This window comes from Vibrio sp. MMH1-50, from assembly GCF_022347645.1.
Lineage (GTDB): Bacteria > Pseudomonadota > Gammaproteobacteria > Enterobacterales > Vibrionaceae > Vibrio > Vibrio harveyi.
The window spans coordinates 1-23,289 of record NZ_JAKRGG010000060.1 but is presented as its reverse complement, the minus strand read 5'-3'; the positions used below and the strand labels follow the sequence as shown (position 1 = coordinate 23,289).

Genomic DNA, 23,289 nt, shown 5'->3' with positions numbered 1-23,289 from the left:
ACAACTTGGAAAGAGCTGGCTATTACGCTGCGTTGTTTTCCTTGACCTCGAATCAATGACTACGCTCTGAATCCTGCATCTTGAAGTCACTTGGGTATAAAGCTAATAAATCTCTACAAAACCGACAGTTCTATGCTGTCGGTTTTCTTTATCTGTTGCACTTTCTCACTGTTTTTCGCTCTATGCTCTGACGAGTCGTTTCATTTCTACTTTTCCCTTGCAAACCACCCTTGGTCCATGTTTTAAATATTGAAAATCGTAATTTAGACAGGGAATTTTTATGTCAGAAGGCAAAAAGACCAAACTCGTTACCGCAGGTCGTGATAAGAAGTGGACAAATGGCGTGGTAAACCCACCAGTGCAGCGCGCTTCTACTATAGTGTTTGATACCGTCGCAGAAAAAAACCAAGCGATGATCAATCGTACGAATAAAACCCTGTTTTACGGACGCCGTGGTACAAACACACACTTTGCCTTTCAAGATGCCATGGTAGAGGTCGAAGGCGGCGCAGGGTGTGCCCTTTACCCATGTGGCACGGCGGCGATTTCTAATGCCATCTTGTCTTTTGTCGAAACGGGCGACCATATCTTAATGGTGGATACCTGCTACGAACCTACTCGCGATTTCTGTGACACCATCATGAAGAAGATGGGTGTAGAGACAACTTACTTCGATCCTATGATCGGCGCAGGCATTCGTGACCTTATTCAGCCGAATACTAAAGTGCTTTTCCTTGAGTCTCCTGGTTCCATTACCATGGAAGTGATGGATGTCCCTACCCTAGCAAGCATTGCACACGAACAAGACATCATTGTAATGTTGGATAACACATGGGGCGCGGGGGTGAACTTCTCACCATTCGAGCACGGCGTGGATATCTCTATCCAAGCAGCAACCAAATACATTGTTGGTCACTCAGATGTAATGCTGGGTACGGCGGTTGCGTCTGAGAAGTACTGGGATCAGCTACGCGAGCAGAGCTACCTAATGGGTCAATGTGTTTCTCCTGATGATGCATATCTAGGTCTGCGTGGTATTCGCACACTTGATGTACGCTTACGCCAACACGCGGAAAACAGTCTAAAAGTCGCGCAATGGTTAGCAGCTCGTCCTGAAGTTGACCACGTTCGTCACCCTGCTCTAGAGAGTTGTCCGGGTCACGAATTCTATAAACGCGATTTTACTGGTGGTAACGGTCTGTTCTCATTCGTGTTGAAAAGCTCGTACCCGAAAGCCACCACAGCATTGTTGGATGGTATGAAGCACTTCAGCATGGGTTATTCATGGGGTGGGTTTGAGAGTTTGATTTTAGCTAACGAGCCAAAGAGCTTTAATAGCTTGCGCACAGTGGCGAATCCAAATTTCGAAGGTACATTGGTACGTCTACACATTGGTTTAGAAGATGTAGAAGACTTAATCGCCGATCTTGAAGCTGGCTTTGCTCGATACAATGCATTAGTGCTAGAAAAAGAAGCCTCTTTATAAGCATTCAGAACAATTATTAAATAGCCTCGTACTGCGAGGCTATTTTTTTACCTCTCATTATAGAGTTACTAACTCATTGTCTTAATTAGAATTAACTAACATTCTAATATTCATCAATCCAATGTTAATTGAATCTGTTGATTTTCTTTTGAGTAATCACAGATTAAAACAATGTGCCACAAACGAACTTCTCAACCGCAAAACTTATCTCCTATTTTATAAAACTCATAAGAGGTCATACCACAAGGAGATAGTTTTGAAACTCAGATTCATAACAACAATGCTTTTCGTTTTAAGCACCCTACCTTTTGCATCTGCCAACGCCAGTGGTTACACAGAAACCAAATACCCCATCGTACTTGTCCATGGTTTATTTGGTTTTGATTCCCTTGCCGGAGTCGATTACTTCTATGGCATCCCACATGCTCTAACGAAAGATGGCGCGACGGTTTATGTCGCTCAAGTCTCCGCAACCAACAGCAGTGAAGCACGTGGAGAGCAGCTCTTGGCTCAAGTAGAAACGTTGCTTGCTGCTACAGGCGCGGAAAAGGTCAATTTGATTGGGCACAGCCATGGTGGACCAACAACACGTTATGTTGCTTCTGTACGCCCAGATTTAGTGGCGTCCGTTACCAGTATTGGAGGGGTGAACAAAGGATCAAAAGTAGCTGATATTGTGCGTGGAACGGTTCCTGAAGGCTCCATCAGTGAAGGTGTCGCGGTGAAGCTAGCAGAAGGGCTAGTGACTCTCATTAATCTACTTTCCGGTGGCACTGATCTCGACCAAGACCCACTAGCTTCCTTAGCGGCACTAACCACCGAAGGTTCTTTGGCGTTCAACCAGCATTACCCTGAAGGCATTCCAACCAGTGAATGTGGAAATGGAGACCTATTGGCGTCTAACGGTGTGCATTACTACTCATGGACTGGCTCTTCCAACTTTACCAACCTGTTTGATCCAACAGACGGCGCAATGGTGGTTTTAGGTTTGGCGTTTGATAGTCCAAATGATGGTCTCGTGGGCACGTGCAGCACTCACTTGGGGAAAGTGATTCGTGATGATTACAAGATGAATCATCTGGATGAAATCAACGGGCTGCTAGGTATCCATCATTTGTTCGAAACGGATCCAGTCACATTGTATCGCCAACACGCAAACCGCCTAAAACAGCAAGGTCTATAAGAAGGAAGCCATTATGAAGAAAGTCGCTCTCATCACCTTATTCATCGTATCACTCATTGGTGTAGGAGCGGCTTATCTGTTTCCATCGTCTCCACCTTCACAACTTATAAAAGCTCAGTCACAACAGGACACCAGTATTGATCTCTCTTCTCAAAAAGACTTCTTTGAATACACTCTGAGCGGTCTAGGAGAACAAAGCCTTGAAGAAATCAAAGCCAACGTAAAAACTGGTGAATCACAACTAGATTCACTGGGTATCAGCGCAGAACTGTTCGAAACTTACCTAGTCTACAAAGAAGCGTTATCCAAGCTAGAACCGTTCGAAGGAAATTCGTTGTCATTAAACGAACTGAAGCAGCTAAATGACGCAATCTTAGTGATGCAAAGCGCGTTTTTTACTGACGAACAAATTGCTCAACTTTTCGATGAAGAAAATCGCTTACGCCAGTTAGCAATAGATAAACTCACCATTCGAGAAACCGAATTAGACGCTGATTCTCAACAACAAATGCTTGAAGAAAACCTCGCCTCTCAACCTAAGTACATTCAACAAAGTGAGCGCAATAACGCGCTAGTGATTGAACTAAATCAGACCTCAGAAATGTCTGCACAGGAGAAGTATTTGGCTCGTGTTGGAGATCATCAACAATGATTTCCTCGGCGAAGAAGAAAAGAAAACAGAAATCGCCGGATTAAGAGAACAAAGCTTCGAGCAAAACCAATGGCGTCGCATAGAAGCTTTGGAAAGGATTCATGATAGTGAAGCGAACAATTAGCTCCTTGGAAACCGAGGAGCATTAAAAAAATATCAAAAAAGATAAATCACCCTACAAAACGCCTCGCAATTAAAACCTCACACCTCTGAGATATAACGCAAAGGAAAATGATTAAAAATCCAAGCATCACTTCTTTACAGTAGATGGAGATATATGAACGATTGAGCCCACTCAGTTTAAGCGCCCTTCAACACAAATAGTAAAAATAGGAATTATAAAAACTATAAATAGATTTAATGTAATGCGCATTGATAGGATTCGCGCCTATTCAAACATATCAGACAAATAAAAATGAAAAGGTTATTTCTAGCATCTCTTGTGTCAGCAACGTTGATTGGTTGTGGTGGTTCTGATGGTGGCTCAAAGCCATCCCCCCCACCTGTAAAACCAGAAACACCACAAGAGGTGATTACTGACCTAGCTATCTATATGGGTATTCCCGAAGACCGCGTGCGTGATATTTGTTCAGACGTTGCGTTTACCTGTACTTCTGAAGCAGATGAGGTTCGCGGTGCTGTCTCGACCTCTATTACTGATTCCCAGAACCTCCTTGGCTTTGGTACTACTGCTAAGGGTGAGTTCTGGAACGATGGTGAAATTGTATTCAAGGACGCACTTAAGCCTACTGAGGATCTTCAACCACCAGCATTCACTTTTGCTCTAGAAATCGAAGGCGAAGTAGTTGTTAGTCGAGTTGTTAAAGGCGTTGATGTTGAGTACAACCAAGAGACGCAATCAGCATCGGTAGACCTAACGGCATGGGTAGATGTTCACGCAAGTGATATGTCTAACTTCCTAAATCAATTGTCTGTACCAGGTGTAAAAGCAAATCTAACTGCCACGCTAGATCTTAAGAAACCTAATAGCGAAAGTAAGGTTTACGAATACAAGCGTGACCTAGATTCAGAAGGTTTCAAAGCTGTGTTCCTGACGTTGCAAGAAAAAAACGAAGCTTTCTACGAAGAACCAAAACCTCCGGTAGATCCAGAAACACCGAATCCTGAACCAAATAAAGCACCAGTGGTTCAGCCCTTAAAGAATTCTGTCGTTAAGGTGGGTGAACACGAAGTGCAACAAATCGTCTGGAGTGACGAAGGTGATGTCACCTTCAACCTAGAATCAAAAGCTGATTTCATTACTGTAAGCTCTACTGGTGGTATCGGATTCAACAACCCTACGGACAAGAACATTGGCTCTCATACATACAAAGTAGTTGTATCCGATGGTTCGCTAGAAACCGTAGTTGAGGGTAAGGTAGTTGTGGTACAACCACTAATCCCTACTAACCCAGACCTTGTTAACCATGCTCCTGTTTGGAATGAGTTGACAGTTAGTCCGGTAAATGAGGGTGATTGGGGCTCTATTTGGCTAAGCGCTTCAGATGCGAATGGTGACGCTCTAATCTATAGTCTCGTTTCTGCCCCTGAATGGGTGACAATACCTGAAGGTAGTGACCACTTAGATGTTAAACCTTCATACGAAGATTCTGGTGAGCATGAGATTGTTGTTAGTGTTAGTGATGGTTCGTTCAACGTTAAGAAAACAATCAACCTTGTGGTCAATAATGTTAACCGAGCGCCAGAATTTACTAAGTACCCTGAAGATACTGTCCGTGTTACTGCTGGTGGTGAACCCGTAACGGTTGAGGTGATGGCTAAAGATGCTGACGGCGATGCTATAACTTACAACTTAATCGACGCCCCTAAATGGGCTTCTATCGAGAAGAAAACAGGCGTGATCACGTTAGCTCCTGACCGAACAGTGGGAGACTTCCATAACTACATGACTGTAGCTGCGCATGACGGTATCACTGAGATTCAGTCAGGTTTTTATGTGCAAGCGGTAGAGGAAAACCGATTCCCGGATATCTATGAAGATGGCGATAAACTACACGCTGTTGTGGGTGAAAAATACACTATCAATCTTCGTATTGTTGATTCTGAAGACGATGTGGTAATTCCTACGTTGCACACTTCAGCTAACTTTATGGAGTTGAAGAATAACCCTACTAGTGATGATTACTACAACTGGTATATCGAAGTAACGCCACAATCAGGTGATGAAGGTGAGTACGAATACTACGTATCTGCTACTGACGATGCTCAATACTTAGGTAATGCAGGACTTACATACAAAGTTGTAGTTGATCCTAAGATAACTGTGCTTGGCTTGAACCTGAATGGTGCAGATACGCTATCTCGTACACAAGATGGTGCTACAACTGCACACCGTAACGGCGAAGAGGTTGCTATCGACTTGCACCTAACTCGTGGCGGTGAAGAAATAGATCCTGATTTCAGTCAGTGCGGTGGAAACCTAGACCTTAAGATTCATCGTTACTCAGAAGTACGTGAAGGTTGGTCATACGCAGACATTAGTTACACAATTGTTCAGCGAGATCCGTTCACAAATGAATGTGTGGCAGGTATGCATAATGAACAATACTTAGCTAAGCATGATGGTTCTTTAGTTTATCTACTAGGTAATGAGTACCCTGATTCGGCGACTGGCGGTTTAGAAATCCTACCTGCTATGCATCGTGGTTTTAACAAGCTAGATTACCCAATCTTTACAGCTCTTGACTATATGAGCTATGAGAACAAAGGTTACTCTTTAGAGTTGCCAAATGTTGAAGAAGGTGAGACAACAGTAACCATTAAAGAAATTAAAGGTTGGTGCTCAGATACTCGCACTTCAGATACAGGTAGCATGTTTGATGGTAAGTATGTTGTATCTCGTGGTTCTTGCTTTGGTTTAGAAGGCGAACACGCGAATAAGTACTTCTCTGAAGAAGTTGGAGCTTCTTCTTCAATTCCATTGGAGACGAAAGGCTCTAGCCCATTCTATTTGCCTGATGGAACAATGGCACTATTAGTGAATGCCCCAACTACTATTGAGGATTCACACTTAGAACTAATTGATCCTGCTACAGGTGAAGTAACTATCAAGGTTCTTGCTCGTGGTAACGTCAATGAAGAGTTCCCTCATTACAACAATGGTTACTTGGGTGGCATTAAATCTGTCATTGGAAACCTAATCTTCGGCGATGAAGGTACTATCTTTGACTTAGAAAAAGACAAGTACGTAATGGGTATTCGTGATGCCATTGCTATGAGTAGTTATGCTGAAGATTTCACAAGTTATGAGTTCTCACTTGCTGACATCGAAGGCGATTACGTTTACTCTCACAATGGTAGCGAATATGGCGAAGAGCCTGATGCTATAGCTCGCTTCAACTACAAGACTCAAAAACTAGATGTTATTAAACTCGGCGATGAAGGTAGTATGTTGTTCCAAGGTACTAAAGCTGAGTGGATTACTTCTAACGGTGTAATTTATAAAGCGGTTGATTTGAGCAACAATCGAGATGTTCACTACATGTTTCGAGATTATGAAACAGGTTCTGTAAAGACATTGCTAACCATTCCAGCAGGCGATGAAGACTCCGTTAACATCGAAATTGACCCAATTTAATAACTCTGAGTAGGGCATTCATTGAGTGCCTTACCCATCAGAGTTAACAACTCCTACGTTAGAAGCTATTTTAAATGAACAATAATAAAGGAGATCATCAACAATGATTTCCTCGGCGAAGAAGAAAAGAAAACAGAAATCGCCGGATTAAGAGAACAAAGCTTCGAGCAAAACCAATGGCGTCGCATCGAAGCTTTAGAACGGATTCATGATAGTGAATCTAAAAACTAATTCAGTTTTTTAGGACAACCAACAATATGGTCATCGACCATACCTACTGCTTGCATGAAGGCGTAGCAAATGGTCTCACCAACAAACTTAAAGCCTTTCTTTTTGAGGAACTTACTCATCGCTTTGGATTGTTCTGTCGATACTGGCACTTGGCTCATGTCTGTCCAGTGATTCACGATTGGTTTGCCATCAACAAATTGCCATAGCGCCGCGGAAAGGCTTCCGTATTCTTCTATCAATTGCTTTGCCGCTTTGGCATTACTGAATACCGAATTAATTTTGCCGCGATGCTTAACCACGTCGAAGTTTTCAACGATGAATTCGGTACGCACTTCATCGCGTTGAATCAGCTTATCTAAGTCATAGTTTTCAAACGCTTCTCGATAACCTTCACGCTTTTTCAAAATCGTAATCCAGCTTAAACCGGCTTGCGCACCTTCTAGCGTGATGAATTCGAACAATACCGTATCGTCGTGTACAGGCACACCCCATTCAGTATCGTGATATTCGCGTTCAAGTGGATGGTTCATCGCCCATGCACACGTATTCTGTTCCATATTTAATCCTTATAAAAACGCCCCTGACGTTAGCCAGAGGCGCTCTAGAACGTTACTTAAACTAAGTCGTTACTTCGGCACTGCCACCTTGTGGAATAGACGATACAACACTGGCACGACAATTAGTGTCAGTACGGTCGCAAAACCTAAACCAAACATGATGGTTACAGCCATTGGTTTAAAGAAGATATCCGGTAGTAGAGGAATCATACCTAGAATGGTTGTGATTGCAGCCATGCATACTGGACGCACACGACTTACTGCGGCATCCACCACTGCGTCGTACGCTTCTTTACCCGACTTCATTTCAATCTCAATCTGATCAAGCAGTACGATACCATTTTTCAGTACCATCCCCGACAGACTCAAGAAACCCAGTAATGCCATAAAGCCAAACGGCGTATTCAACACCAATAGACCGGTTGTCACACCAATTAATGCCAAAGGTACTGTCAACCAAACAATAAGAGGCTCTTTGATTGAGTTAAACAAGAAGATGGTGATCAAGAACATAAACAAGTAACCCATCGGCATCGTGGTAAACAACGACGCCTTCGCATCACCTGATGACTCATACTCACCACCCCACTCTAGTGAGTAACCTGGTGGCATTTCGATCGCTTCAATCTGCGGCTGTAGACGTGCTTGCAATGTTGCCGCTGTCTCTTCACCTAGGATATCTGGATCTGCCATTACCGTTAGCATGCGCTTACGGTTCTTACGCACAATGATAGGGTCTTCCCAACGCATGTCGTAACCCATAGTTACTTGTTGTAGAGGAATAAATTCACTCTGCGCTGGGCTCCAAATTTTCATGCCTTCGATGTTACGAATGTCGATACGCTCATCTTCCGGAAGACGCGCAACAATCGGCATCAGAGTTGTACCATCGCGGTATAAACCAATATTCATACCAGAGAAGGACATCGATAAGAAATCATCCACATCCGATTTAGTGATGCCGTAACGACGAGCTTGACTTTCATTAAACTGAGGCTCAAGCACTTGTGTACGTTCACGCCAATCGTGACGAATGTTCGTTGCTCCCGGGTCGGCGTACATCACATCCATCACTTGTGCAGCAATAGTACGCAGCACCGTTGGGTCAGAACCAATAATGCGCGCTTCAATCTTCGCACCGCCACCAGGACCCAATTCAATTTGCTTCAATTTGTAATTGATTGCTGGGTAGTTGGATTTGATGTGCTCTCTAAAGCGCTCCATAAGTGGTGCTAACGCTTCGTAGTTCTCGACACGCGTAGTGATCTCACCATAAGCCGCGTAGCTTTTCTCTGGGGCATAAGTCAGCATGAAGCGCTGCAAACCCTTACCTGCGGTGGTAGTGATATGTTCAACGTGATCTTGCTCAGCAAGCCAGCCTTCCAGTTCTTTCAGCGTATCATTCGTAGCTCGAATATCCGTACCCTCTGGCAACCAAACATCCAACTGGAAAATAGGGGTGGTTGAAGATGGGAAGAAGGCTTGTTTCACATAAGTGAAGCCGTAAACACTCGCCGCTAGACCTGCCACCAAGACAACAACAGTAAACCATGCTCGGCGCATACAGAAGCTTAAGAACTTCTTATACATAACGAAGATGATGCCATTGTATGGGTCATTGTCTTCGCCTTCACCACTCTTAATTTTCTGACCTTTGAAGAAAATATCAGCGAAGAAAGGCGTCAACGAAATAGCGGTAAACCAGCTCAGCATTAACGAGATAAGCAGTACGGTAAACAAGGTACCACAGTACTCACCTGTCGAGTCTTCTGATAGACCGATTGGCGCAAAAGCAGTAACAGCGATAACCGTCGCGCCTAAAAGCGGCCATTTGGTTTGCGTGACGATATCCGTCGCAGCTTGAAGTCTCGTTCGTCCTTTTTGAGTCCCGATGAGTATCCCTTCCACGACGACGATGGCGTTATCCACCAGCATACCCAGAGCAATAACCAATGCCCCAAGAGAGATACGTTGTAAATCGATGGCTAAGTACTTCATAAAAATGAAGGTACCTAGTACAGTCAGTAGCAAGATCAGACCAATAAGCAGACCTGAGCGTAAACCCATAAAGAACAATAGAACGATGATTACGATACCAACGGCTTGAGCCAAACTAATAACGAAGCCACTCACCGACTTATCTACTTCTTTTGGCTGATTGTAGATTTCTGAAATTTGAACGCCTACTGGCTGTTGGTACTTCAGTTCTGCAACTCGACGATCAAATGCCTTGCCAACTTCAACAACGTTGACCCCTTGAGCAAATGAAATCCCCAAGTTCAGCGCCAACTCACCGTTGTAGTTAATGATGTTGGTTGGAACTTCTACATAACCTCGTTTAATTTCGGCAACGTCTTTTAAGAAAATCAGACCTTGTGCACCAGACTCGGTGATCAATAAGTCACCTAGCTCATCTACGCTTTGAAACTCACCGGTAGGTTGAATACGAATGTACTCATCACCGATACGGATCGCACCTGCATCAGAAACTACGTTTTGGGTCGAAAGTAAGTTAAAAACGGTTGTCGGAGATAGCCCCAAACTGCTTAACTTTTTCATCGAGATTTCGATGAACACTTGCTCTTGCTGTTGACCAGATACCGAGACCTTACTTACCCCATCAACCAGTTCAAGTTCACGCCTTAAATAATCAACGTAATCGAGCAACTCTTTATAACTGTATCCGTCACCAGTTACCGCAAGCAAAATCCCGTATACATCGCCGAAGTCATCAATCACCGATGGGTCATTGACACCCGGTGGTAATGTACCTTTTAGGTCATTAACCTTACGACGTAGTTCATCCCAAATCTGTGGTAAATCATCCGGACCATAGTTGTTTTTCATGGTCACTGTAATTTGAGATAGACCACGACTGGAAATGGAGTTCACTTCATCCACGTAGGTTAATTGCTGAATCGCTTTCTCTATCGGATAAGTAACTTCTTCTTCCACTTGTTGTGGCGTTGCCCCCGGATAAGAGGTCACTACCATTGCGTCTTTGATAGTAAAGGCTGGATCTTCAAGACGCCCTAATCCAAAGAACGCCGCAACACCACCAATCAAGAAGATCAGCGACACCATCCAACTGATTACGCGGTTTCTAATGAAATACGCCGCAATACCCGTTACGTTTTCATCATCTTGTTGAGGCGCAACGTTATTTTGTTCACTCATTGAGTTGCCTCCTGCTTAACCACTTCCACTTTCATGCCTTCTCTCAATCGAGCCACACCTGCGACAACGACTTTGTCATCAAGCTCTAGACCATCAAGAATTTGAACCGATGTTTTTGATGCTTTGCCCGCTCGTACTTGCTTGCGAGTGACGGTATTGTCGTCATTTAGCACCCAAACAAATTTGTTTTCTCGGCTTAAATCATCGCCATCAGCATTGAAAATCGCTTCGATCGGAACATTGATACCAACATTCAATTCCAAGCCAACATTCTCATCTTTAGACGTCACATCAACAGCCATACCGTCAAGAATGTACTCTTGCTCTGGCATAGGCAGTGATAAGGTGACGGTAAATGTGCCAGTATCTGGATCTGGTTCGGTCGTGAATTCTTTGATGTGGGCTTTGTATTCATTACCACTTGGTACACGAACCACCGCATCAATTTTGGCAAGATTTTCCGACGTCGGCGGCTGTTTGACATAGAGGCGATCCGGAAGTTGGATCAGCACTTCAACACGATCAACACTATGAATGTTCACGATGTACTGCCCAACTTGAATATTCTCAAACTGGTCAACGTTGACGCGTGAGATGATGCCGTCAACAGGCGCTTTAAGTTGAGTAAAAGACAGTCGAAGTTTGGCTAACTCCAATTCAGCAAGTGCGATTTGACGTTGTGCTGCAATCTCATCGAATTGAGATTTCGCTAATAAACCTTTTTTCACCAAAGGTGCAGAGCGACGATACTGGCTATCGACGACGGAAAAACGTGCCGAAGCATTATCAACATCAAGCTGATAATCCGTAGGATCCAGTGTGGCAATGACATCGCCTTTAATGACTTTATCACCCTCTTTCACCAGCACTCGGCTCACCTCACCCGCAACACGGAAACTCAAATGCGAACGGTCAGCCGCATTGGCAATAGCAGGGAAATAAAGATTATCATCGACTCGCTTTCCTTCCAGAGAAGCGACTCTCACACGAGGTGTTTCTAGTTCTCTTTCAGGTCCTTTGTCACCACAACCAGCGAGCAATACCGCAGAGCAAAGCGTCGTTAAAGCTAAGATTCCTTTCATGTTACAGCCCTCGCTCCTTAACCCATTCTCGAACCTTAATACCCGGTTCGATCACGTTCACGCCAGAGATAATGATTTGATCACCATCTTGCAGTCCTTCCTCGATTTGCTGCTTATCGTTTAACGCGACGGACACTTTCTCAACAATACCTTGGTCATTGACACGCCAAACACAGGTTTTGCCATCTTCAGTAAATATCGCGGAGCTTGGAATTCGGGTGGCACCTGCATTTTCAGAAACTAAATGCACGTTACCGGACATACCCGGCAATATCCCCACCCCTTCTGGTCGTTCCATTACCATGGTGACTTTGTAACTACCAGTTTTAGGGTCTGCTTCAGTATCAATTTCTTGGAAGGTTAACTCGAAAGAACGCTCTGGGAATGCATCAAACGTCATGGAGGCGTACGCATTTGCACCTTGAGTAAATTTACTTAACAAGTGATCAGGCAGTTGGAACAGTACCTTCATTACTTGGTTGGTCTGAATATTCATGACGCCTTCTTTTGCCGCCACATACTCATGGTTTTCTGCTGGGAGATAAGAAATCGTGCCGTCATAAGGGGCAACAAGTTTGGTGTATCTTAGGTTTGCTTTTGCCTGATTCCACTGGGCTTTGGCCGAGTTGTGATTGGCTTTTGCTGCATCAAAATCTTGTTCCGAGACCACTTGTTCTTTACGAAGCTTTTTCGAACGCTCGTATTGAACGTCAGCAAGGGTGTAATTTGCACGGGCTTGTTTTTCGAGTAGTGAATACTCATCGGGGTTGAGCACGGCAAGCACATCGCCTTTATTGACCATTTGACCTGCGTTTACTTCTATCGATTGAAGCAAACCAGGGACACGAAATGCGAGTACTGCTCGGTCACCAGCTTCTGTAGTGGCAGGAAAATGTCTTTCAAACTGAGCATTGCCTACAGAAACAGTGAAGAGTTTGGCGGGCCGAGATTCGGGTTCAGGGACTGGTGGCAGCTCTTTACCACACCCCGAAAGAACCGTCATGACAGCGATTGGAATGAGCGCTTTTCTCATGTGAATTCATCCATTTAACATCCATTCTTTTTAAGGTAGATGAATTTATGACATTCTTCTAGAGCATCTGAATCTAATTTTTCTTTAAAATGAGCTATTTGAGACAAAAATAAAGCAGACCGAGGTCTGCTTTATCAATAAATTCATAATTAATTATCAGAGCTTATTAAATTCTCTGTTTACGCGATAGGCATCAGAGGTGACATACGCTTCCATACTTCGAATCTTATTATCAAGACGACTGAAGTCGTTTTCTAGCACACTGAGCAACTGATCTGGGCTTTGCCCTTTTTGCCACGGTTTGCTCTTCAATGTATGTTCCTGTTGCGACTTAATGTTTTCGGTATAAGTCATTGGCTGCTTTTCTAACATGAAGGTCATCGCAATGTATGCCAACAAGACAAGGAAAGTACCACCAAGCAAGGCTGCGGAAATCACAACGATACGAATCAACCAAACTTCTGCACCAAAGTAGTTTGCCACTCCGGCACACACGCCGGAGATTTTACCGTTTACAGGGTCACGATACAGTTCTCGTTTACTCATACTTGCGTCTCCACGTTGGGGATTCTGCATCTAGGATACGCTCCAATGTATCAACTCGAGACTGCATCGCTTCCGCTTTCTCAGACAGCACCTGAAGACGCTCTAGATCTTGGCTCGACAGTGCACTATCTGCTTTGCGTTTGCTGCGATAGTGTAAGAAGAGCCATAGTGGAGCGACAAAGATTAAAAAGACAATCAATGGTCCAGTAATAAAAAATGTCGACATAAATGGCTCCTTTCTTATTTATTGTTTGATGACATCTGTTCTTTCAGTTTTGCCAACTCTTTTTCGATTTCATCTTGTGCTTGTAGCTCGGCAAACTCTTGGTCTAAAGATTTTGCGTTGCCAGTTTTTGCGTAAAGATCTGCTTCTGCTTCCATCTCGTCAATTTTACGAGAGTACTGTTCGAACTTTGCCATCGCTTCGTTTGTGCGACCTGCATGCAGTTGTTTTTGAACATCACGACGGTTAGATGCCGTTTGGTTGCGAATTGCTAATGCTTGTTGCTTAGCGCGCGTTTCAGCAATTTTGTTTTCTAGTTTACCGATTTCACCGGTTAGCTTCTCGATGGTTTCTTCAACCAACGTTTGCTCAGTATGAAGACCTTTAATGACTTGCTCTAACTTTTGCTTTTCAATCAGAGCTGCGCGAGCCAAATCTTCACGCTCTTTCACTAGAGCTAGGCTTGCTTTTTGCCCCCACTCAGTGATTTGCTCTTCTAGAGCTTCGACTTTGCGAGCCAACTCTTTTTTATCTGCAATCGCTTTAGCCGAGTTAGTACGCACTTCTACAAGTGTGTCTTCCATTTCTTGGATGATAAGACGGATCATTTTTTCAGGATCTTCCGCCTTGTCTAGCAATGCACTGATGTTTGAGTTAACGATATCTGCAAAACGAGAAAAAATACCCATAACGGAACTCCTCTTTTTTCCTATTAAAACTCGACAAGGCGGTTATTCACCTTGTGTCTCCATTTAGATACTACAAGTAGCGTGCCAACTTTTATTTCCCTTAATAAACAGCAAGTTAAGCATTTTGTTGTTGTTGCATACCGTTATGCTATGATGGTTTTTACCAACTGTTGGTAAATTTCACCAACTCCAATACTGTAAATCATGGCAAGATAGAAAATAAGAAGGATTTTATGAAGCAAAACCTCATCGGTGAATCGCCTGCTTTTCTCGCCGTATTAGATAAAGTATCACAACTTGCGCCAATTGAGCGCCCTGTCCTCATAATTGGAGAACGAGGCACAGGTAAAGAACTCATCGCGCAACGTTTACACTATTTATCAAAGCGTTGGGATAAACCACTGCTTTCCCTAAACTGTGCGACATTAAGCGAAGGTTTGATTGATTCTGAGCTTTTTGGTCATGAGTCCGGCTCATTTACTGGCTCTAAAGGCAAGCACAAAGGACGTTTTGAACGCGCAGAGGGTGGCACACTATTTCTCGATGAATTGGCGACCGCTCCTCTCCTCGTTCAAGAAAAACTTTTGCGTGTGATTGAATATGGGGAATACGAGCGCGTTGGGGGGCATACTGCATTAAACGCCGATGTACGTTTGGTGTGTGCAACCAATGCAGACTTACCAAAGTTGGCCGAACAAGGCGATTTCCGAGCAGATTTACTCGATCGCTTGGCGTTTGACGTCATCATGCTTCCTCCTTTACGTGAAAGAAAAGAAGACATTCTCTCTCTTGCCGAGCATTACGCGATCAAAATGTGTCGTGAACTCCAACTTGAATACTTCGTCGGTTTTACGGAGCAAGCACAGCAATCGCTCCTAGACTACGAATGGCCAGGTAACGTACGTGAACTTAAGAATGTCATTGAGCGTGCCATATACCGTCATGGATTGAACTCAGATCCGATTGAACACTTGATCTTTAACCCATTTGAAACGGGTTGGGAGAACGCATTGGGTCACTCTGCGAGTCAAGAAGAACCAGAAACAACACAAGCCGCACAAAAAGCAGAAATACACTTCCCGTTGGATTACAAGCAGTGGCAAGAAGACCAAGATATTGAATTGCTCAACCGTGCGTTGGAAGAAGCCAAGTTTAACCAGCGTCAAGCCGCAGAGCTGTTAGGTCTGAGCTACCATCAACTAAGAGGCATGGTGAGAAAGTATGGCTTAGTTGGTCAAGGATAAACGTCCTTGCACCAAGTTAACTATCATTGCTCTCTAGCGATGTCTCACTCTATCAATTGATCACTATACCCAAGTGACTTCAAGATGCAGGATTCAGAGCGTTATCTCTGGTTCCCTGTTTAATGAAAGTAAGCAAGGAAGACAACGCTGGATAATAATCGGCTCTTTCCTAGCGGTTTGACACAGCAGCCAGGTCAATAGCACGCTCTCGAAGGGCGAGTTGACTTGGGTATATAATGATAAAACGAACCGCGGTGCGAAAGGCGCTATTGCACGTACGTTGTGAGCAATTTCAAGAGGCAAAACAGGTCAACGACCAGAAATGATACGGTAATTTGATCTAACACCCTGCAGCTCAACGATTTTATGTTTGGAGCGAGTTGGCAAAAGTGATAAATTAGCGAGATCATTTTCGCTTGTCATACCCGATGCTATAACGCGCTGGGAGCAAGCAAAGTCCAATGACCATTTCATATTATGAATGCTTTTATAAGACTATCGCTGAGCCTAATTGGTATTAGCTTACTCACCGCCTGTGGTGACGAAATCGATCACAATGATATTCGAGAGAATGGCTTTGTGTTTTGTGGGCAAGGTAAGCCAACCACATTCAACCCTCAGCTAATTGACAGCGGCATTACAGCCGAAGCATTAAGTCCTCAGCTTTATGACACGCTGCTCACGCTCGATCCTAAATCTCATCAACCCATCGCGAACCTTGCTGAGAGCTGGTCGGTGAATGAAGAAGGCACCGAATATACGTTTAATCTTAAACGTGGTGTTCAGTTCCAAAAGACTTCATGGTTTACACCAACTCGACCATTCAACGCGCAAGACGTGGTATTTAGCTTTAAGCGAATCATTGATGTAGACCATCCGTTTCACGACGTCGGTGGTGGTTTTTATCCATGGTTTGCAGGTTTAGATTTCCAAAACCTAGTTAAAGATGTGATTGCGCTGGATGACCACACGGTTAAATTTGTTCTGACTCAACCTAACTTTGCTTTTTTGGCAAACATTGCCACCAGCCATGCTGTGCTTCTCTCTGCAGAATATGGTCAGCAGTTAGCAGCAAAGGATGAGAAAGCACAAATTGATATGCTGCCTATCGGTACCGGTCCATATCAACTAAAAGAGTATCAAGTGAACGACTTGATTCGTTTAGAGCGCCATCCTAAATACTGGAAATCGCCGGCAAAAATGGAGCAAGTCGTATTCGATATTTCCCACCGTGGTACGGGCACACTCGCTAAGCTACTGAGAAATGAGTGCGATGTCTTGGCTTCACCGATCTCTAGCCAAATCCCGATCATCCAAGAAACAGAAGAGCTGGAATTAACCGCAACACCTGCTAACAACGTGTCCTTTATTGCGATTAATACTGAGCACCCTGCTCTGCGCGATGCTCGAGTTCGCCAAGCCTTGAATCTGGCGATCAACCGCCAGAACATTCTTGACTCGGTTTATTACGGTACGGGGACTCAAGCTTATACACTGCTTCCTCCGAACTCTTGGGCTTACCAAAAAGACAGCGTGAAAATACGTTATGACCGTAATTATGCTTTAGCCCTACTTCGAGAAGCAGGTTACGAGAAAGGTCTGCAACTGACGATGTGGGTCCCATTAGAGCCTCGCGCTTTCAACCCTAGCCCGCGTAAAACCGCAGAGCTTATCCAAGCTAACTTTGCCGATATCGGTGTTGAGTTACGCCTACTGACCGATGATCGCTTTGAGCGCACACAGCTCGAAACCATCAACGATGTTGATTTGCTCTTAACTGGCTGGATTGGTGATACTGGCGATCCTGACAACTTCTTCCGTCCGCTGCTTTCTTGTGAATCTGAGCGGGTGGGTTTAAACGTTTCAATGTGGTGTAACGATGATTTTGACTTCCTGCTCGATCTCGCATTAGAGACACAGCAGCAGCGTTACCGCTTGAACCTATACCGCCAAGCGCAGAATATTCTGAATGAAGAGTTTCCAGTTATCCCATTAGCTCACGGCGTTCAGTTCCGTGTTCACGATAAATCGCTGAAAGGTTTTAAATCGAGCCCTTTCAATGCGCAACCTTTTGATAGAGTTGAGAGAATTCATTAATGTTTTGGTACGCCGTAAGACGTCTTAATCTATTTGTCATCACTTTGATGATTCTCACTTTGGTGGGCTTTTCACTCTTGCGTTTGGATCCAACATCTCATTGGGCAAATGTAGAGTTTTGGTCGGGCTGGCAAAGCTACCTAGTTGAGTTGTCTCAGCTCAATTTCGGTATCAGCAAAAATGGCAACCCAATCTATGAAGAGTTAGCGGTGGTGTTCCCTGCAACGCTAGAGCTATGCTTTTTCGCCTTTGTTGTGTCACTGCTGATCGGTATTCCACTCGGTACAATAGCGGGCATGAAACAAGGCAAATGGCTAGATACCAGCATCTCGTTCGTTTCTATGTCTGGTTATTCCGCCCCAATTTTCTGGGTTGCGCTGATGTTGATTATGGTCTTTTCACTTCAATATCATGTCTTCCCTGTCGCGGGACGCTATGATCTTCTTTACGAAATTGACCATGTGACAGGCTTCGCCATTATCGATGCATTTATGGCAAAAGGTGAATACCGAGCTCATGCGCTACAAAGCGTTATTGAGCATATGGTTCTTCCTTGTTTGGTTCTGGCTCTAACGCCGACCACACAGGTCATCGGTTTGATGCGTGCATCAGTGGCAGAAGTGATGAGCCAAAACTACATCCGTGCGGCGCGAATCAAAGGTTTATCAAACCGTGAGATCGTGACACAACACGTATTACGCAATGCGATTCCACCCATCATTCCAAAGGTTGGGGTTCAGCTTTCAAGCATGATTACGTTAGCTATCATTACTGAGTCTATCTTCAACTGGCCAGGCATTGGGCGCTGGTTGTTGGACGCTCTTTCGAATCAAGACTATGCGTCAATTCAAGCTGGTGTCATGGTTCTGGCGACCCTTGTTTTAACTGCCAACATCCTTTCGGATTTGATTGGTGCCATGATCAACCCTCTGGTGAGAAAGGAATGGTATGCTAACAAATAACGTCTATCAGGAAGAGCGCATTCCGACTCAGTTCGAACGATTCTGGCGTAGCTACCGCGCGAACAGCTTGGCAATGTTTGGCTTGTGGTGCTTAATCTTCATTGTGCTGATCACCATTTTTGCACCTTTAATTGCCCCTTATGATCCTCAAGCTCAATCTGGCGAATTGCTTGTGCCGCCATCATGGGCACCAGCTGGCACGGTTGACTACTTCCTAGGGACTGACGATTTAGGTCGTGACATTCTTTCGCGCCTTATTATGGGCTCTCAACTGACGTTCGGAGCTGCAGTTGCAATTACGGCGATAGCAGCGTTGATCGGTTGTTTCATTGGTGTTTTAGCCGGCATGACTAAAGGTCTGCTCTCCAGTACCCTAAACCACTTGCTCGACACCGTGATGTCTATTCCATCACTACTGCTTGCGATCATTTTCGTGGCATTCTTAGGCTTTGGTGAATTCAATATTCTTCTGGCCATCTGCTTAGCTCTGATCCCACGTTTTATCCGTTCGGTCTATATTGCCGTGCATACCGAGGTTGAAAAAGATTACATCATGGCAGCACGTCTGGATGGTGCGAACGATTTTTATCTGCTGTGGAACTCTATTTTACCTAACGTATTAACGGTTATCGCCGCAGAAATTACCCTTGCACTCTCAGTTGCTATTCTAGATATCACTGCGCTTGGTTTCCTCGGCTTAGGTGCTCAAGCACCAAGTACTGAATGGGGAGCAATTCTAGGTGACTCTGTTGAGCTCATTTACATTGCACCATGGACAGTAACACTACCAGGTCTCACCATTATGTTTACCGTGGTTGTTCTAAACTTAGTGGGTGAAGGTGTACGCCAAGCTCTCAATGCGGGGATCGAATAATGCCGTTATTAGATATTCGACATTTAACCATTGAAATTGAAACGCCCTCAGGTTTGGTGAAAGCGGTAGACCGCATGAGTATTACCCTGAATGAAGGGGAAATCCGTGGTTTAGTAGGCGAATCAGGCTCGGGCAAAAGCTTGGTGGCCAAAGCCATTGTAGGCGTTTGTAAAGACAACTGGAAAGTGACCGCAGACCGAATGCGTCTTGGCAATATTGACCTGCTTCAACTGACGCCAAAAGAACGCCGAAGAGTGATTGCGCGAGACATCGCCATGATATTCCAAGAGCCTTCGACGTGTTTGGATCCCTCAGAAGAAGTAGGACGTCAGTTGATAGAATCGATCCCGTCTCGCTCTTTTGAAGGTAAATGGTGGGAACGTTTTAAGTGGCGTAAAAAACAAGCCATCGCTCTACTCCATAAAGTGGGTATCAAAGATCATAAACGCTTAATGGGCAGCTACCCTTACGAGCTAACTGATGGTGAATGTCAAAAAGTCATGATCGCAATGGCTATTGCAACTAAGCCAAAAATCTTGATTGCTGACGAACCAACAAACGACCTTGACCCAATTACACAATCGCAAATCTTGCGTTTGTTGAGTCGTATGAACCAACTCAACAACACCACCATTGTGTTGATCGGGCACGACTTGACGACCATTACACAATGGGCAAATCGCATTACCGTAATGTACTGTGGTCAATCGGTGGAATCAGCAGATACCGATAAACTCATCGAAGCACCTAAACACCCTTATACTGCTGCGCTGCTAAAAGCGATGCCCGATTTCAATGATTGGATTCCTCATAAACAGAAACTGCAATCGCTGCCAGGATCAATCCCTCCGTTGCAGCACTTACCGATTGGTTGCCGTTTAGGACCTCGTTGTCCTTATGCACAAAGACAATGTGTCGAAATTCCGCATACCAAACGAATTAAGAACCATAAATTTAACTGCCACTTCCCATTGAACACGGAGAAACATTCATGAGTGCGTTGCTTGAAGTCGATAACCTATCGAAACAGTTTGTCACGCGCTCAGGTCTGTTCAAACGCACAGTCAAAGAGGCAGTAAAGCCGGTCAGCTTCAGTTTAGAGCCGGGGCAAACTATCGGCTTTATCGGACAAAATGGTTCAGGCAAATCGACGCTAGCACGTATGTTAGCTGGCGTTGTTGAGCCGAGTTCTGGTGAGATTCGAGTGAACGGTGAACGTCTCGAACACAAAGATTACTCGACGCGCTGTAAGCTGATTCGCATGATTTTCCAAGACCCAAACACCTCTTTGAACCCACGAATTCAGATAGGTCGAATTTTGGAAGGTCCGTTAAAGCGAAACACGAACATGCCGCCAGATGCACGTATGAAGCGTGTGAAAGAAACCTTACTTCGAGTTGGTCTGCTGCCGGAACATGCGTACTTCTACCCTCAAATGCTCGCAGCAGGTCAGAAACAACGCGTGTGCCTTGCTCGTGCATTGATCCTTCAGCCTTCGATCATTGTGGCTGACGAAGCACTCAACGGTCTCGACATGGCGATGCGCTCTCAGATCATCAACCTCTTCTTAGAACTGCAAGAAGAGATGGGACTGTCCTTTGTTTATGTATCTCAGCATATTGGGATCGTAAAACACATTACCGACAAAGTGATGGTGATGCACGAAGGCGAAGTTGTGGAGTTTGGTGAAACTAACCAAGTACTTACCAATCCAGAGCACGCTATTACTCAACGATTGGTCGAGAGTCACTTTTACAAAGCGCCAAGCCACTAATCCTTGTCTCTCAGAAAATCGTAAATTACTGACAAAAATAACAAAGCCTGCATCAACGCAGGCTTTTTAGTATTACTGGATATCAAGACGCGACTCGCCCCAATTAGCGACGGCTTTCTTGTTTGCGCAGTTCAAAATCAAATTCGTCAGGAAAAAGAACAACACCTTCTTCATTCTGGTTTGGGAAAACCACGACAGAGAGCTCATCGTCTTCTAAACCGGACGTCCAGCGACTGTGCCACTTGTTCAATGAAATAGCTTCCGGCTCACATTCTTCCCAGTCACCCGTTGCCCATTGCTGTGCAAACTCTTCGTTTGGCCAAACTGGTACACAATCGTCATCTTCTGTGTTTAGCATGACACAACCGTGTTCGTCTTTCAGAATCCACACTTTGCGGTTCGCTACGATTTCTTTTACGCAGTATTTCAAACGCTGCTCTTCATTGTAGCGGTTAATGGTGTCCATCTGCTCTTGGGTTAATGCTTCAGACATAGTCGTCTCCTATTTCCCATAGAAAAATGCCCACCGAAGGGCGGGCATCTAAAGTATAAACTGGTAACAATGAAATTACGCAAGCTCAGTTTGAAGCCAAGGCCAACCTTGCTTCTTACGGCTTAGCGTGTTTTCCATCATTAGCATGCCATCTTTCTCATGCTTAACAAGCTTCTCAGCCCACTCACCTTTGTATAGAAGACGAGTTTGAGCAGTAGTGATGTCTGTTAGCATCACTGCCGCGAATGCTAGGTTGTCGTTTGCACAACGCGCCTCTAGATCAGCTTCTAGCGCATCGATCATGCCATCCACTTGCTCAAGAGTTGCAAGCTCAACCTGACCTACAACTACGTCACGACCGTTGAATGGGTAACCTTTCAGGTCTTTTTCAACAAGCTCAGCAGCAGATAGACCTTCGATGTTTGTCTTAGCAATTAGAAGATCTTTAGTGAATGCGTCAACATCTTGCACGTCTGCGATTGCCGCTAGTTCAGCAACAGCGTCTTTGTCTTTTTGAGTACAAGTTGGAGAAGCAAAACCAACAGTGTCAGATAGAATAGCTGACATCATTAGCTTAGCGATTTGAGGTGTGATCTCGTGACCTTCAATCTTGAACATGTTGAATAGTACTGTGTTAGTACAACCAACAGGCCAGATCCATGCTTCCATTGGGTTTACTGTCATCACATCACCTAGACGGTGGTGGTCAACGATACCCGCGATTTCAGCTTCAGCGATGTCGTCTGGTGCTTGCGCTAGATCTGAGTAATCTACTAGCCAAACTGTTTCACCCGCAACTGAAGTACGTAGCTCAGGAACTTCTGCGCCAGCTACTTCTAAGATGTGCTGAGTTTCACGGTTAATTTCGCCCTGACGAATTGGCATTGCTTCAACACCACGCGCCTTTAGAAGTTCAGTTGCAACTAGTGCACTACAAATACTGTCACTGTCTGGGTTCTTATGACCTACAACTAGAATCATGTCTCTTCCTATTCAAGTCAATTTGATGGCTTCCTAACGGGGTGAATTACGTAACGAATTGCACCAAGGAAGCGAGTTTGCTCACAAAGGCGGTTACTTTACCTGAAATTTTGCTTTTGTCCTAATTTCAAAACGTAAAAAAGACTCAATAAATTCACTCGACAAGCACAACACACAGGATTCATTCAATAGAGGTCGTTTATACCCAAGTGACTTCAAGATGCAGGATTCAGAGCGTTGTCATTGATTCGAGAGCAAGGAAAACAACGCAGTGTAATAACCAGCTCTTTCCAAGTTGTTTGACGCAGCCATTTGTTTGACTAAAAAAGCGAGTCAAAGACACGCTCCCAAAGGGCGCTCTTTGCAAATATAAGGGCCTTGGCTTGTATACTTTGTTGCCGATTCTT

The 23,289-nt window shown here is 44.5% G+C and carries 18 protein-coding genes and 2 pseudogenes; 11 read left to right on the top strand and 9 right to left on the bottom strand.

Features of this window, described 5'->3' with window-relative positions:
• Window positions 1–280 precede the first annotated feature (280 nt).
• From MHO32_RS24485 to MHO32_RS24465, 5 genes and pseudogenes are all read left to right on the top strand, one after another.
• Window positions 281–1,486: a cystathionine beta-lyase gene (locus MHO32_RS24485; RefSeq protein WP_005450676.1), complete on the top strand. Its 1,206-nt coding sequence runs from the start codon at window positions 281–283 to the stop codon at window positions 1,484–1,486.
• A 280-nt stretch (window positions 1,487–1,766) separates the two neighbouring features.
• Window positions 1,767–2,669, top strand: a complete 903-nt coding sequence (locus MHO32_RS24480) for an esterase/lipase family protein (RefSeq protein WP_005450678.1) — start codon at window positions 1,767–1,769, stop codon at window positions 2,667–2,669.
• Between the two features lie 13 nt (window positions 2,670–2,682).
• A pseudogene (locus tag MHO32_RS24475) lies at window positions 2,683–3,445 on the top strand (lipase secretion chaperone).
• Window positions 3,446–3,736: 291 nt separating this feature from the next.
• Entirely contained in the window at window positions 3,737–6,919 is a 3,183-nt protein-coding gene (locus MHO32_RS24470) for a hypothetical protein (RefSeq protein WP_239214687.1), read from the top strand.
• 90 nt (window positions 6,920–7,009) lie between these two features.
• Window positions 7,010–7,150 (top strand): annotated as a pseudogene (locus MHO32_RS24465) (lipase secretion chaperone); the annotation flags it as partial.
• Here the strand turns inward: MHO32_RS24465 and MHO32_RS24460 are convergent.
• The 7 genes from MHO32_RS24460 to pspA all read right to left on the bottom strand — a co-directional run bounded on the left by MHO32_RS24460 (window position 7,147) and on the right by pspA (window position 14,457).
• Window positions 7,147–7,707 (bottom strand): DNA-3-methyladenine glycosylase I, encoded by a 561-nt coding sequence (locus tag MHO32_RS24460; RefSeq protein WP_005450686.1) that lies wholly within the window; start codon window positions 7,705–7,707, stop codon window positions 7,147–7,149. The pseudogene MHO32_RS24465 and the gene MHO32_RS24460 sit on opposite strands and share 4 nt — an antisense overlap.
• Before the next feature lie 69 nt (window positions 7,708–7,776).
• Complete coding sequence (gene vmeI, locus MHO32_RS24455) at window positions 7,777–10,884, bottom strand: efflux RND transporter permease subunit VmeI (RefSeq protein ID WP_239214685.1); 3,108 nt, start codon at window positions 10,882–10,884, stop codon at window positions 7,777–7,779.
• Window positions 10,881–11,966, bottom strand: coding sequence for an efflux RND transporter periplasmic adaptor subunit (locus tag MHO32_RS24450; RefSeq protein ID WP_005450690.1), 1,086 nt, complete (start codon window positions 11,964–11,966; stop codon window positions 10,881–10,883). The genes vmeI and MHO32_RS24450 overlap by 4 nt, the downstream gene beginning before the upstream one ends.
• Window position 11,967: 1 nt before the next feature.
• Entirely contained in the window at window positions 11,968–12,999 is a 1,032-nt protein-coding gene (locus tag MHO32_RS24445) for an efflux RND transporter periplasmic adaptor subunit (protein ID WP_005450692.1), read from the bottom strand.
• A 156-nt stretch (window positions 13,000–13,155) separates the two neighbouring features.
• Window positions 13,156–13,545 (bottom strand): envelope stress response membrane protein PspC, encoded by a 390-nt coding sequence (gene pspC, locus MHO32_RS24440; RefSeq protein ID WP_005450693.1) that lies wholly within the window; start codon window positions 13,543–13,545, stop codon window positions 13,156–13,158.
• Complete coding sequence (gene pspB, locus MHO32_RS24435; RefSeq protein WP_005450695.1) at window positions 13,538–13,771, bottom strand: envelope stress response membrane protein PspB; 234 nt, start codon at window positions 13,769–13,771, stop codon at window positions 13,538–13,540. The genes pspC and pspB overlap by 8 nt, the downstream gene beginning before the upstream one ends.
• Window positions 13,772–13,785: 14 nt before the next feature.
• Window positions 13,786–14,457, bottom strand: a complete 672-nt coding sequence (pspA, locus tag MHO32_RS24430) for a phage shock protein PspA (RefSeq protein ID WP_005450697.1) — start codon at window positions 14,455–14,457, stop codon at window positions 13,786–13,788.
• Between the two features lie 233 nt (window positions 14,458–14,690).
• On the opposite strand from pspA, the gene pspF reads away from it, so the two are divergent.
• From pspF to MHO32_RS24400, 6 genes are all read left to right on the top strand, one after another.
• Entirely contained in the window at window positions 14,691–15,701 is a 1,011-nt protein-coding gene (pspF, locus tag MHO32_RS24425) for a phage shock protein operon transcriptional activator (protein ID WP_009698165.1), read from the top strand.
• 477 nt (window positions 15,702–16,178) lie between these two features.
• On the top strand, window positions 16,179–17,798 hold the full coding sequence (sapA, locus tag MHO32_RS24420; RefSeq protein ID WP_005450700.1) for an ABC transporter substrate-binding protein SapA: 1,620 nt from the start codon (window positions 16,179–16,181) through the stop codon (window positions 17,796–17,798).
• A complete protein-coding gene (locus MHO32_RS24415; RefSeq protein ID WP_005450705.1) occupies window positions 17,798–18,760 on the top strand; it encodes an ABC transporter permease in 963 nt (320 codons plus the stop codon). The genes sapA and MHO32_RS24415 overlap by 1 nt, the downstream gene beginning before the upstream one ends.
• On the top strand, window positions 18,747–19,634 hold the full coding sequence (locus MHO32_RS24410; RefSeq protein WP_005450707.1) for an ABC transporter permease subunit: 888 nt from the start codon (window positions 18,747–18,749) through the stop codon (window positions 19,632–19,634). Before MHO32_RS24415 ends, MHO32_RS24410 begins: the two co-directional genes overlap by 14 nt.
• Window positions 19,634–20,629, top strand: a complete 996-nt coding sequence (locus MHO32_RS24405; RefSeq protein ID WP_005450708.1) for a peptide ABC transporter ATP-binding protein — start codon at window positions 19,634–19,636, stop codon at window positions 20,627–20,629. Before MHO32_RS24410 ends, MHO32_RS24405 begins: the two co-directional genes overlap by 1 nt.
• Window positions 20,626–21,408 (top strand): peptide ABC transporter ATP-binding protein, encoded by a 783-nt coding sequence (locus MHO32_RS24400; protein ID WP_005450710.1) that lies wholly within the window; start codon window positions 20,626–20,628, stop codon window positions 21,406–21,408. The genes MHO32_RS24405 and MHO32_RS24400 overlap by 4 nt, the downstream gene beginning before the upstream one ends.
• Window positions 21,409–21,511: 103 nt before the next feature.
• On the opposite strand, the gene MHO32_RS24395 is transcribed toward MHO32_RS24400, so the two are convergent.
• Both MHO32_RS24395 and MHO32_RS24390 read right to left on the bottom strand, forming a co-directional pair.
• Window positions 21,512–21,901 (bottom strand): DUF2750 domain-containing protein, encoded by a 390-nt coding sequence (locus tag MHO32_RS24395; RefSeq protein WP_005437260.1) that lies wholly within the window; start codon window positions 21,899–21,901, stop codon window positions 21,512–21,514.
• A 75-nt stretch (window positions 21,902–21,976) separates the two neighbouring features.
• Entirely contained in the window at window positions 21,977–22,882 is a 906-nt protein-coding gene (locus tag MHO32_RS24390) for a manganese-dependent inorganic pyrophosphatase (RefSeq protein ID WP_005450712.1), read from the bottom strand.
• Window positions 22,883–23,289: the final 407 nt, after the last annotated feature.